At 40.7% G+C, this 11,970-nt stretch carries 13 protein-coding genes and 2 pseudogenes; 1 reads left to right on the top strand and 14 read right to left on the bottom strand.

The genetic code is table 11. The features are described from left to right. The 9 genes and pseudogenes from H164_RS0113635 to infC all read right to left on the bottom strand — a co-directional run. Window positions 1-182: pseudogene (locus tag H164_RS0113635) on the bottom strand (IS982 family transposase); the annotation flags it as partial. Window positions 183-279: 97 nt separating this feature from the next. Next, a complete protein-coding gene (locus H164_RS0113630) occupies window positions 280-798 on the bottom strand; it encodes a hypothetical protein (protein WP_019969138.1) in 519 nt (172 codons plus the stop codon). 265 nt (window positions 799-1,063) lie between these two features. Then, window positions 1,064-2,875: a hypothetical protein gene (locus H164_RS0113625; protein WP_154652164.1), complete on the bottom strand. Its 1,812-nt coding sequence runs from the start codon at window positions 2,873-2,875 to the stop codon at window positions 1,064-1,066. Window positions 2,876-2,896: 21 nt separating this feature from the next. Continuing rightward, window positions 2,897-3,676, bottom strand: coding sequence for a hypothetical protein (locus H164_RS0113620; RefSeq protein ID WP_019969136.1), 780 nt, complete (start codon window positions 3,674-3,676; stop codon window positions 2,897-2,899). A gap of 82 nt (window positions 3,677-3,758) precedes the next feature. Continuing rightward, window positions 3,759-4,562, bottom strand: coding sequence for a nucleotidyl transferase AbiEii/AbiGii toxin family protein (locus H164_RS0113615; RefSeq protein WP_019969135.1), 804 nt, complete (start codon window positions 4,560-4,562; stop codon window positions 3,759-3,761). Next, on the bottom strand, window positions 4,559-5,362 hold the full coding sequence (locus H164_RS0113610) for a type IV toxin-antitoxin system AbiEi family antitoxin domain-containing protein (protein ID WP_019969134.1): 804 nt from the start codon (window positions 5,360-5,362) through the stop codon (window positions 4,559-4,561). The genes H164_RS0113615 and H164_RS0113610 overlap by 4 nt, the downstream gene beginning before the upstream one ends. A gap of 825 nt (window positions 5,363-6,187) precedes the next feature. Next, on the bottom strand, window positions 6,188-6,532 hold the full coding sequence (gene rplT / locus H164_RS0113605; RefSeq protein ID WP_008563680.1) for a 50S ribosomal protein L20: 345 nt from the start codon (window positions 6,530-6,532) through the stop codon (window positions 6,188-6,190). A 36-nt stretch (window positions 6,533-6,568) separates the two neighbouring features. Beyond that, window positions 6,569-6,766: a 50S ribosomal protein L35 gene (gene rpmI / locus H164_RS0113600; RefSeq protein ID WP_008563681.1), complete on the bottom strand. Its 198-nt coding sequence runs from the start codon at window positions 6,764-6,766 to the stop codon at window positions 6,569-6,571. Window positions 6,767-6,830: 64 nt separating this feature from the next. Then, a complete protein-coding gene (infC, locus tag H164_RS0113595; RefSeq protein ID WP_019969133.1) occupies window positions 6,831-7,526 on the bottom strand; it encodes a translation initiation factor IF-3 in 696 nt (231 codons plus the stop codon). A 487-nt stretch (window positions 7,527-8,013) separates the two neighbouring features. Here infC and H164_RS14755 point away from each other — a divergent pair. Beyond that, window positions 8,014-9,215, top strand: a pseudogene (locus H164_RS14755) (IS256 family transposase). A gap of 156 nt (window positions 9,216-9,371) precedes the next feature. Here the strand turns inward: H164_RS14755 and H164_RS15995 are convergent. From H164_RS15995 to H164_RS0113560, 5 genes are all read right to left on the bottom strand, one after another. After that, window positions 9,372-9,680: a hypothetical protein gene (locus H164_RS15995; RefSeq protein WP_025830393.1), complete on the bottom strand. Its 309-nt coding sequence runs from the start codon at window positions 9,678-9,680 to the stop codon at window positions 9,372-9,374. Between the two features lie 321 nt (window positions 9,681-10,001). Next, window positions 10,002-10,409, bottom strand: a complete 408-nt coding sequence (locus tag H164_RS15990; protein ID WP_019969129.1) for an RHS repeat-associated core domain-containing protein — start codon at window positions 10,407-10,409, stop codon at window positions 10,002-10,004. A 12-nt stretch (window positions 10,410-10,421) separates the two neighbouring features. Beyond that, window positions 10,422-10,544, bottom strand: coding sequence for a hypothetical protein (locus H164_RS16100; protein ID WP_019969128.1), 123 nt, complete (start codon window positions 10,542-10,544; stop codon window positions 10,422-10,424). Between the two features lie 187 nt (window positions 10,545-10,731). Continuing rightward, the gene (locus H164_RS0113565; RefSeq protein ID WP_019969127.1) at window positions 10,732-11,061 is read right to left on the bottom strand and encodes a hypothetical protein; all 330 of its coding nucleotides are present in this window, start codon (window positions 11,059-11,061) and stop codon (window positions 10,732-10,734) included. Between the two features lie 46 nt (window positions 11,062-11,107). Beyond that, window positions 11,108-11,590, bottom strand: coding sequence for a hypothetical protein (locus tag H164_RS0113560; RefSeq protein ID WP_019969126.1), 483 nt, complete (start codon window positions 11,588-11,590; stop codon window positions 11,108-11,110). Window positions 11,591-11,970 lie beyond the last annotated feature (380 nt).

Genomic DNA, 11,970 nt, shown 5'->3' with positions numbered 1-11,970 from the left:
TAGCCAGAGTCGTGAAAGAGAATCATGATGAGCATGATTTCAGCCTTTGACATCGTGGAATCACGGTGATATGGGCTCTTATTGGTTGGTTTTAGCGTGTATTTTGCCATCATTGCGTCATAAAACTTGCAGAAGTCGTCTGCCATACAAAATATTTCCGTAACTTTGTCCTCGGTGATCATAGCGATTTTTGTTTGTATTTCTTTGTAAATCAGTACTATAAAGTTACAACAAATTTCGCTAATCACCAAATTTACAGACACTTATAATTCATCGAACTCACGTTATATTAGATTTTCCTGACAGGGATTTCCAAAAGTCACGATACCATTTCTCTGTTGAGATATCCTCTTCAAAAGAAGCATCGTACTGATTGACAATATTCATTACAGTATTTTGTAAGCCAAATGCTGTCCTTATGTAATCATATGTCTGAATATCTTTCAAAAACTCATTGGGCCGAATCAAGACTCCAAACTCTGGTAACGCAGGCCACGACACGTATTCCTCGTGCCAACAGCCACTATATGCGATACACATCTCGATGACATGCAGTAAACTTTTAAAGTTTAATTGGGGTGGATTAAGGCGGTTTATTTCTGGGCGGCCTACTTTTTTCAGTTCTTCAACCATTTTCTTATTAAGCTCATGCAGAAGTAGTCTTTCACCTCCATCCACTTTTTGGATGCTTAGTTTAAGTACCTCATCTGTAATATTTTTCACAGATGGAAATATGCCCTTATGGTCAAAATCCCAAACAGCACCTGCGCCTACTATTATCGTTACTCCATTATCCATCTCCTTATCTTTACCTACATGTATTGATTAACTCTATTATACTATTCACACAACGCCAGCAACTTTTCAAAGAGTACATTACATTCCTCTTTCATCGTTCTCACATTATACAGTTTTCTATTAGGATGAATGAAGTGAAACATAAGCTTCTCTTTTGGATAATACTGGGATAGTTTACGGTGTTCCTTTTCCATGAACGCCATTACCTCATTGTATCTTATTAGCCATCATTCTTCCTGAGCCATATTACATCCCCTTCTGCTTCTCACACAAACCTCCATATCGGGAACCCCTTCACGCTCTTTTTCTCGTCCTCCTGCATCATCTCAAATAACTGCTGAAAATCTTCCTTCCTGTCTAATAACAAATACACTCCTGCTTTCACCATATCCTCTGCGAACTCATCATCCAGCATATTCTCCAGTATTTGGCACTCATCTGCCGTCAGTTCACGCTGCCGTTTCATAATCTGCATCTTATTGATGATGTGCAAAGGTCTCATTTCGTCCTTTGGTTCTTTCTCAATCAGCCATTCATTCAGTTTCAACGCTTTCTCCAGCAGTTTCTTGCTTCTTTCTATGTCTATCTTTTCCAATGCATCCGCAGCCGTTATCATCGCCAGCACATCGTAGTTAGACATCATATAGCAATACTCATGTTGTCGCGCAGCCTCTTCTGCGGAAGCAATAATATTATCAAAGTCAACATTATCGACCTTCTCCCATAGTTTATCTAGCTGCAAATAGGAATATGGACTCACGTTGATTATCTCATCTTCACTTATCTTGTACGCTATCCGTATCGACTTATCAAAGAAGTCACCAATAGCACACATGCCATCTTTCCCTACTGCACACCATAGCAACAACTCTATATTGCCGATTTCCCACAAAAGCAATGTTGCCTCCTGCCCAGGTAGATTCACCATATTTCCTTTCCCTACAGTTTCTATCAGTAAGTCTATGAGCTTGCCTTGGCCATCTGTGATTGTCGTCAGGTCAAAAGGCTTCGTGACATGAAGTTTGTCGAGCACATTGTCCAGCTCTTTCCACCGTATGAGCTTTTGACGCAGTTCCTCTACATACTCCTTCTCATGCACTTTCATTTGAAGGTCAAGCTTTCCAACGCTCAACACCCCCGTATCATTCAACGCCACGCCGAATTCCGCCTCATTAATGGATTCTTTTAGATATTTTGCTGTGGTTGTCAACTTCACAGTAGCCTGTCCCATATCCGTATTATCCATCGACATGTTGATAGTCATAACATTACCAATCTTAATGATAATACGTCCGTCCTTTATCTCATTGTGATAACCCTTGAAATACACCTTATCTCCAACCCGAACTTCACCATCATCATCCCGCTGGAATATAAATCGTCCTGGACCGTTCGACAATGGCATATCTACATCCAATTCCTTTGATATTTTGGCATAGATATACGAACTGTGCGTACTCAGGTATTTCATCAGTTGCAGTCTGTCCGCATATTTTGAGGGTGCTATAAACGAGAAGTCTTTGATACCCTTCTTCAAAGCCTCTTCCATCGACAACAGATTCGAATGTGCAAAGCTTATCATCTTCTTACTGTTGCTCAGGAACACCATCAGTTGGTCTTCAAACTCCTTAAGATCATCAGTTAGTGGATGAAACAATGTCATCCTTGTCGCGTTCTTTCCCATGTCGCGCAACAACTTGTTTACCAAGTCTGGTAATAACTCCCTGAAAAACAGCATCCGCTCTTTTGAATCCTTCTTTACCTGACAGACAATAAAAAACGTCGGCTCCTCCAAATAGGCTTTCAAATCAGCCTTTTCAAGTTTATATTTCCACTTCTTTGTGACAAAACAGCCTACCTCTGTTCCTTTTATCTGTACAGGCACCCTTCCTTGCAGGTGTTCTTTATCTCTAATGCCATCGGCATAAAGGTACAATTGCCCATCCCAGCATGGTTCTTTGTCATTGTCTGTAATGAACTGCGAGATAACCTTGCTGTTCTCAATAAAGCTTTTGAAGTGATTCAACGCTTTCTCTTCAATTGCTTTTGTATCTATCGCTTCCTTTACTTTTTTCATTTGTACACCGCTTTTCATTCGTTATTTGCCATGATTATTCATCACAATTTCCACCCCGGCATTCAATGCTCGAATGGCCGAAGGTAAATGGATATTATCATTACCGTCTTTTTTCGACGACGAGAGCACATCTCCTTGTCCGTTCTCCGAGAAGTGCTCATATTGCGAGAAATACTTGTAATAGTGAAACAATCGTGTTGCCTCTTTTTCAAGTTCAGGAATCCTAATCAAGAAGTTTACAACATCTTTGGTCATAACACTCTTCACCCTCGAAAAACCTTCATCTTTCAATTGTTGTTTCGATTGCTTTATTACCGTTAACTCTTCCAGATTATCGTCAAGTGTCAGCTGTCCCAAGAAATTATCTTCCATCGTCAACTCCCACAAATGGTCTATAAAGACATCATCAAGTATCTTTCCCGTACTTTTCACCTGATCTCTGTATACCTCTTTGCGTTCCAACATAGAGTTGGCATACTCTATTGTTCTCAGATCCAGCTCTTCGTAAACTCGTTTCCTGCCAGCACGCTGTATGTATAGGGCGAACAAACAATCGGTAAAGCAACAACGCAACAATAATCCTATCGGTAACTGAAAAAATGAACTCTTTCCAGTTTTCAAGACCTGCGCAGTTAACAGCAGTGATGAATACAGATTTGAGTAGATACGATATAACAAGAGTAGCTTAACCTTTTCAACCCGTTCCAGTTCACCTTGTGAATGCTCTTTCCCGTACTTTTGAATCTTCTTCAGCAAGTTTAACTCTTCCACAAACAGTTCTTTAATTTCAGTCGTCATCATTATAGCACGTTCAACTATTTAATACATGAGTTTACTGCACCCTTCGTTTTTTTTCTGGAATTTGCACTTATTTAACGTGAGTTCAATCCCTCTTCCCCTCCATCTTATCTATAAATGTCTCGTATATGAGAGGGTAAGCATCACTCGCATTGAACGAAATGCCAGGACGCAATAGGGATTGCATGTCGTTGGTAAACTCGGCATCTTCCATCTTTTCCAGCATATTATTTACAAACTGCTTGTAAGATGGTGCCTTATCCACAACAAATTCCATGTATTTCTTGTAGCATTGCAAAACTTTATCGATATCAACATCCTTACGCTGTAAGGCTATATAAAGGTCAAAAAGATCGCGACCTTTCTTGCGCTGATAAAGAGCACGAAGTTTTGTACCAAGCAATTCTTCGAAATGATAGGTCGTAAGATTAGTTTCACCTGTAAACCATGAGTTCTCCACTTTGAACGGAATCTTTGTCAGCCCAAGTACGTTGAAATGCTCAAAGCAGTTAATTTCAACTTTCAATCGTATCTGCACTGTAGGTGGTATTTCAGACTCAACACGAAACAACATTGTATTGTTGTGCCGTTTCTGTTTCGTGACTCTATCAGGCAACCATTCAAGAACCTTGCCTAATCGATACGTGATTGGCTTGATAGGTCCAGGGGTAATCTGAACCAAATCGATATCTTCACTATAGCGTGGCTGAGGTGGAAGATACAATTTATGCAAGGCCGTACCACCACGGAATGCTAACTGTGACGCCAAGAACTCATCACTAAAGATGGCAACCAAGGCACGACATATAATCAGATCTTGCTCTATCTGAGCATTATCTATCCACGGAGCATGTTCACTCCATTGTTGTATCGCTGTTCTATTAATCATAAATCATCAGTTTCGATTTCTACATTAATATTTATCTTCCATCGGTTATCTCTATTTGATGGATTATCTTCTGCCGATGTACTTAAAGGTTGATATTTGAAATAACCCGATGATGCACGAAGTTGTTCGTACAAGTCATCTGCTAAGCTCTTTTCCTCAACAATATTTTCAAGTATATAGCCAAGTCGCTGCCATACAACTTTCTTCACATAAGATGCGAGTGGCGCAAACTGCTTATTAACGTCAATCTGCTCTGAAAGTTCTTCAAGTATGGTAGCGACTCGCGACAATCCTCCTACATGTTGCTGATACTGTACAAGGTCTGCTGCTGTTAGAAGAGGATTAGATATATGGATTGTTCCTGTTTCAGTATTCTTTGTTATCAAAACATCCTCTGGTAATTCGTCGCGATAGAACCAATCAATGGTTACATTACGAGTAGAGACTGCCCGACGCTTAGGAAAAGTCGTCATAACAGAGAATTGCTGGGGACGCTGATGAGCGGCACCAAGCAGCTCTGCAGCGCTAAGCATACAGACATAATAAGGCTTTTGAAGGTAAGCCATTAACTGGTCAATATAATAGGTCGCAGGAACTGATCCACGCAAAACATAGTGAACTGGAATAATTATGTAATACCCTCTATATACACTAGCTATGGTCTTATTTGAGCATAGTCTAGAGAGTTCATTTTGAAGAATCTGTTCTGAAGAGCACATACCAGCGGCTCTCACGTCTTCGACAGAAAACGTGGGAAAACCATGAATAGCCCTATCTTCAATCCACTTTTGCAATGTCATATTGAGTAATTTTGGTGCAAATATAACAAATTTATCATTATTTTTGCATCAGTTTTACCAAAAATCACACTCTTTTATAGAAATATATCCAAATTCATATTTTCAGCGAATTCTGGTATAAAAATCATGCATATAACTCTATATACGACGAGACGATTGCTGTCCAAAAGAGAAAGAGTAATATGTGATGCTGTCATTACACGGTTTAGTTTATCCCCATATAATATATCCATAATCCAAACTAAACTTTTTATTTTGGCGAATTATATCGTTACAAGATTAAAAAGGACATATTACACCTCAACATGTTCACCGAGGGACAGACGTCTTAACGGTGCTTCATGGCAATAAAAATGGGCGTTTTTGCGTTATAATATAAACATCTGCAAAGAAATGAAAAGAAATGAGCATGAAAAGGCTATTTGGATGGACAGCGATTGAAGCACAAATGCACTCGCTTCACAGCGAATGCAAGAATGTGCAAAAATTCGTATTAACAAATGTGAATTGGCAAAGAAACGCATCGCCATATTTTCAGATGTTTGTTTTTTCTTTTTTTTGGCGGCAACGTCATTTGCAGATTCTTGCCAATTTTCTGTCCCTCAGATGTCCCTCGACATGACTTTTGTCCCTCTAAAATGATGTTATGTAGTTGACTATCATAGAATTATATTTGCAGGTGTTAGATTCTGTATCGGTAAATGATAATTATGGTTCACTATTTTCCATATTTCTTTCTATGAAATCGTGAGATAAAGGGCTGAAAAACAAAGAAGAGGGCACGTCTGACGTGTCCTCTTCTTGCTTATATAAGATTTCGAAGAGTTATTTTACTTTATCCACGATGGCCTTGAATGCTTCGGGATTGTTGACAGCAAGGTCGGCAAGGACTTTGCGGTTGATTTCGATACCGGCTTTGTGGAGGGCACCCATCAATGTGGAATAGCTCATGTCTTCCAAACGCGCTGCAGCATTGATACGCTGTATCCATAGTGCACGGAATGTACGTTTCTTGTTTCTGCGGTCGCGATATGCGTAGGTGAGTCCCTTTTCCCAAGTGTTCTTTGCTACTGTCCAAACGTTCTTTCTTGCTCCATAATAACCTTTAGTGAGCTTCAGAATTCGAGTTCTCTTTGCTTTTGAAGCAACATGATTTACTGATCTTGGCATAGTTTTCTTTCTTTAATGTTCTTACTAAAAAGTGAATTAACGGAGACAGAGCAAGTCACGCACCTGCTTCATGTTGGTTCGGTCAACCAGTGTCTGGTGAACGAGATTTCTCTTTTGTTTCTTTGTCTTCTTAGTCAGAATGTGACTGTGGTAAGCGTGATGTCTTTTAATCTTACCGGTACCGGTGAATGAGAATCTCTTCTTTGCACCGGAGTTTGTCTTTACTTTTGGCATTTTTTTAATTTTTAGTTGTTATTTATAAGTGGCAACGCATATACCGGGCGTTACGCACGTTTTTTTAATCTTCGACGGGGCTCTCGCTCTTCAGTTTGTCAAGTGCATTCTGCCCGTTTCTTGCATTTGCAAACAAGCCGTTCTTCTCGGCATTTTCCTCTTTCTGGCTTTGTTCCATGGCCTTGGCTTCGGCTTCTCGCTTTTCGCGGTCAACCTTCTGTTGGCTTTTCTTCACCACGCCGACTTTCTTAGGAACAAGGTAAAGGAACATCTTTTTCCCCTCCAACTTTGGCATTTGTTCAACCTTGCCATATTCTTCAAGGTCGTTTGCAAAGCGAAGCAACAGAACCTCTCCCTGCTCTTTGAACAAAATGGAGCGACCGCGGAAAAAAACATAGGCACGCACTTTGTTTCCCTCGTTCAAGAAACCTTTTGCATGTTTCAATTTGAATTGATAGTCGTGCTCGTCGGTCTGAGGTCCGAAGCGGATTTCCTTCACTTCGACCTTCACCTGCTTCTGCTTGATTTCCTTCTGATGCTTTTTCTGCTGATAGAGGAACTTTGAATAGTCGATGAGACGACAAACCGGTGGCTGTGCGTTTGGGGAAATCTCTACGAGATCTACGCCCTGTTGGCGTGCCATATCCAAGGCTTTGCGTGTAGGCACGACTTCAGAACCGTCTTCTCCAACGATACGAACTTCACGTACGCGTATTTGTTCATTAACACGGTACTGATTTTTCAATTTGTCATTCTTCATTCAACTGTTTTATATTGTCTGTTTTTTGCTAAACGCCTGCAAAGTTACCATTTTTCAATGAACCAACCAAGAAATCTGTTTAATTTTTAAATAGTATCTGAACTTTTACGATAAAATGCTGGAAGAAATAGGATTGAACGCTTGTAAGAAAGAAAAATAAACACGCTCTTTGGACTGACAATGACGAGCCTTAGCCCCAATGCTGTTCCGAAGTAGTGAACAAGGCGAGCTAATCATGAAGGACAAAGTTCAAAAGTCAAACTTCGAAGCAAATGAGGTTCAAAGTAAATCAAAGTTGAATGAAGAAGATATTTCAATGACCAAGAAGCCCCCACATATATGCCAAGCATAATCAGTCATTAAGAATTAAGGGAAACACAGGGAAATGCAGGGAATGTAACTATTTGAAATTGTACGTTGTCAAAGAGAGTGTAAAGTAAACTGTGTCAGTCTACAATAATAAGTAGTTTAACACAGTTTATTTTTTATGGACAACAAAGAAATTGATTACAAGCGAGTTGCGGAACAGCTTCGTAAGGGAGAACCATTATTTGGTAAGGATGGTGCTTTGGCACCAATGTTGGAGCGCATTTTGAATGCTGCCCTTGAAGGTGAGATGGATGCTCATCTCACTATTGATGAACGCTCAAAAGGCAATCGCCGTAATGGTAAAATGCCTAAGCAAGTACAAACTTGTTATGGTGCGGTTACTATTGAGACACCTCGTGACCGTGATGGTTCCTTTGAACCTCAGACTATCAAAAAACGTGAAACTATCCTTGCTGAAGGTATGGCGGATCAGATTATAAACATGTATGCTTTTGGTACAAGTACTCGCGATATCAGCAAGTATTTTGAGCGTGAGTTTGATACCAAACTATCTGCAGAAACCATCAGTTCCATCACAGACAGAGTACTGCCGGAAATCAAGTCATGGCGTTCACGAATGCTTGATCCTGTATATGCAACATGCTGGCTGGATGCCATCCATTATAAGGTGAAGGACGAGACGGGACGTGCCGTATCACGTGCCATTTACAACGTCTTAGGCATCAACAAGGAAGGCCACAAGGAACTGGTATGTATGTCTCCAAGAGTGAGGGCGCAAACTTCTGGTTAGAGGTTCTAAGCGATCTTCAGAACAGAGGTGTCCGGGATATACTGATATGCTGCATTGACGGTCTGAGAGGCTTCCCTGATGCCATACAGAGCGTATTCCCCGAAACAAGTGTCCAACTCTGTATTGTCCATCAAATACGCAACTCTATCAAACACGTCGGCAGTAAGCATCAAAGGGAGTTTCTCCGTGACCTTAAAACAGTATACGGTGCTGTTAGCAAAGAGACAGCAGAAACACAGTTAGACGCACTCGCAGGTAAGTGGGGAGAAATGTATCCCATCGTCATAAAATCATGGCGTGACAACTGGGAACGCCTCACGGAATACTTCCGGTATACACCTGCGATACGCAAGCTGATATACACCACCAACACGGTTGAAGGCTACCACAGGCAAGTACGTAAGGTAACAAAGAACAAAGGCGTCTTCCCGTCCGATACTTCTCTCGAAAAGCTTGTGTATCTGGCATACCGGAACATACGTAAGAAGTGGACTATGCCACTTGCAAACTGGTCTCAGATATCACAACAATTAGCAATAAAATTTGGAGAACGTTTTGAAATCATGTAACTTTGCCTCGGACGAAAGGTTCCTCATCTGGCGGGCACGATTAAAAATCGTGTCATCCAAATGAGGTAAAATATAAACGATTAGAGCCTTGACACAGTTGAAATTACACGACCTCAAATTAAGACTATATGCACTGCATGATAGGCGTCTACGCATTTAACGGAAGAACCCTTCTTTTACCCTATAGGTAAAGACACCTTTCCCGACAATTATTCCTCGTTCTGGTATTGTTACACCACTATATTTACCTGTTTTATAAGACCCTAACTTAGAACTTTCGAATACATTTTGCCCCTTATAAGTCCCTACATATTTCCCTGTAACGGTTGTCTCACCGATTTTAAAATTAACGGAAGCAGCATAGCCTTGGCTTAAGGCAAGAGAAGTCTTACCCGTCCAAAAGTTTGTGCCTTTATCTAAAGCATCAAGGCCACCAAGCAAACCTCCAGCAATACCGCCTTCCAAAGCTCCTATGCTTCCAGAACCTAAGCCAGCGAGAAGACCTTTTCCAAAACTGGAGCCACCTACCCATGAATTGCCGGCACCAGATATAAAACCTCCTGCAAATCCTGCGCTTGCACCCGAAGTAGCACCGGCAAGGAATCCTGTAGAAGCTATTCACTTGGCTAATCCTGCTGCTCCAGTCCAGAAATTGCCTCCTGCCATGGCAACGTTCACTCCTGACGCCAATCCTGCACCGACAGCTCCCGCGACAGCACCAGTGGCGAAGTAGCCAAGTCCCTTCGCATTAAGCTGGAATCCGTGTGAGGCCCAATTGAAAATTCCTCAAATAGCCGCCCCTATGATAAGGTTCCAAAACTCCCCGCTCGAATCCGTGTACTTCAGCGGATTGTCCAGGCAGTAGCTGTAACGGTTGAAATTCTGGCTGTTGTCGGGCATCTGCACATAGTTGTCAGGGCTGAAGAAGCGGCCGAGAACAGGGTCGTACAAGTGACCGTTACTTTCCCTGCTTCGCGACAGTGACCATTGGTTCATATTGATGATGTCGAACTCGCTGAGCATCTCATGTCCCGTGTAGCCTCGGTGCAAGCCTATGGCATTGAGCGTAACAGTCTGTATGTCCCACGCATCGTAGGAGGCATCGAAGACCTTCGTGCCGTTCTTTGACAGCTCCGAATACCATCTTTCCTGATCCGGGCCATAGCTGAAGTCCACCCTGAGACTCTTGCCCACATCTTCTATCAGCTAGATCTTTCCGAAGTCGTTGAAAGATGTTGTCAGCGCATCGCCCAGTATCTTCCCGTCAGCGTTCTCCACCTCCGTCACAGCATGCGGACGGACATTCTTGTCGTAAGAGAAGTTGCCCACCCCTTCTTGAAGAGGATGTTGCCGTTGGGGTATAGCTTATCTTCATGGTTTCAGCCGCCCCGCTCTTCACGGAAAAAAGCCTGTCGAGATTGTAGTAGCCGAAGGATTCCTGCGAGTCGTTGGTTCTCTTGCGTGACAACAGATTATCGGAGCCCCATCGTAGGTCTCGTCAAAGGTCTTCAGGACGCTACCTTTTATCATTTACACGTATGTATTGGGTTGTACCTTCTTCATTCTTCATAAAGAGCGTATCTTGGACTATATTATACTTGCTCTTTTGAATTATCCCATCAAAATACCAAATAATCGTATCTTTATTTATAGAATATTTGATAGGAGAAGTTCCTTCTTCGTCTACGAAATAGATGGAGTCACTCGTTATTTTTAACCATGTAACTCCCTCTAAACTCCAATAACCATATAATGATTTTGGGGGCATGAAATTATGTCTTGTCACATTAGCCAAACAGCTTGTTAATATAACAAAGAAACCTAAAACGATTATATTCCTTTTCATGACTTTTAATGGACTATTGAATCATAAGAATACAAAAAATAAAATATTATACTATACGACAAATCGTTCCGTTCTCCAATAGAACACTAATACCATTTATCTTGAAATTCTTATTTACCATTTTAATTTCATAATATAGTACCACATCATATTTTTTCTGCTTCCCATTTATATCTGGCATAAAAACTTGATAGCTCACACGATAGATGTTAAAAGAATATTTACTTACATTTATCGTTTTGAGAGAATGTTTATCAAAACCATAATCCGATGTTATTAGGTCATGGTCTAATCCATTTTGTTTCAGTTCATTTACCAATTTCCCAAATAAACGCTTGGTGCAAGTTTTTTGATACAAGTCTATCAACTGCTTATTTATGCTATCTGGGGAGGTTTTGCTCTCCCAAATGCGGGTATTACATGTCAGCACTTTCTTAAAGAAAAATTCAGCGTTTGAATCTTGAGCTTGTATCGGAAGTAACGATACATAAAAAAAGCATACGATCAAGTATATTTTCATCTTCTTCATAATAAAAGTTTTACCATCGAAAAATATTAAATGGGGTGTGGTGTATTCTATAACCTCTTCCAGGATAATCACCTTGTTCTATAAAATCAGATACCCATTTTATTCCGTTATACATATCTATATGCCCATGGGGACTTCCACTAGGGTAGTTTTGGAATACTCTTATATCACCCTTTATAGGCGTATAATCTGTCTGTACGTTGTCAAATAAAAGTGCACAACTGCAAATGTAGTTATTTTCTCTGATATTTCATTGTTTTATTATCAAAAATTCTTTTGTTGATTGAATTTTGCTTTATTATTTCTCTTATCTTTTTGATTTTCTCCCCTTGCCCTAAATATACGTCTCTTGGTGTAAGATTATCCAACGATTCATGAAA

The organism is Segatella maculosa DSM 19339 = JCM 15638, assembly GCF_000382385.1.
Classification (GTDB): Bacteria; Bacteroidota; Bacteroidia; order Bacteroidales; family Bacteroidaceae; genus Prevotella; species Prevotella maculosa.
The sequence above is the reverse complement of the archived record's forward strand: the minus strand, read 5'-3'. Positions and strand labels throughout refer to the sequence as shown.

Bases quoted from the DNA above. Each gene is read 5' to 3' on its own strand.
- H164_RS0113630 (WP_019969138.1), bottom strand. From the start codon at position 798: ATGGATAATGGAGTAACGATAATAGTAGGCGCAGGTGCTGTTTGGGAT.
- H164_RS0113625 (WP_154652164.1), bottom strand. From the start codon at position 2,875: ATGAAAAAAGTAAAGGAAGCGATAGATACAAAAGCAATTGAAGAGAAA.
- H164_RS0113620 (WP_019969136.1), bottom strand. From the start codon at position 3,676: ATGATGACGACTGAAATTAAAGAACTGTTTGTGGAAGAGTTAAACTTG.
- H164_RS0113615 (WP_019969135.1), bottom strand. From the start codon at position 4,562: ATGATTAATAGAACAGCGATACAACAATGGAGTGAACATGCTCCGTGG.
- H164_RS0113610 (WP_019969134.1), bottom strand. From the start codon at position 5,362: ATGACATTGCAAAAGTGGATTGAAGATAGGGCTATTCATGGTTTTCCC.
- rplT (WP_008563680.1), bottom strand. From the start codon at position 6,532: ATGCCAAGATCAGTAAATCATGTTGCTTCAAAAGCAAAGAGAACTCGA.
- rpmI (WP_008563681.1), bottom strand. From the start codon at position 6,766: ATGCCAAAAGTAAAGACAAACTCCGGTGCAAAGAAGAGATTCTCATTC.
- infC (WP_019969133.1), bottom strand. From the start codon at position 7,526: ATGAAGAATGACAAATTGAAAAATCAGTACCGTGTTAATGAACAAATA.
- H164_RS0113565 (WP_019969127.1), bottom strand. From the start codon at position 11,061: ATGAAAAGGAATATAATCGTTTTAGGTTTCTTTGTTATATTAACAAGC.
- H164_RS0113560 (WP_019969126.1), bottom strand. From the start codon at position 11,590: ATGAAGAAGATGAAAATATACTTGATCGTATGCTTTTTTTATGTATCG.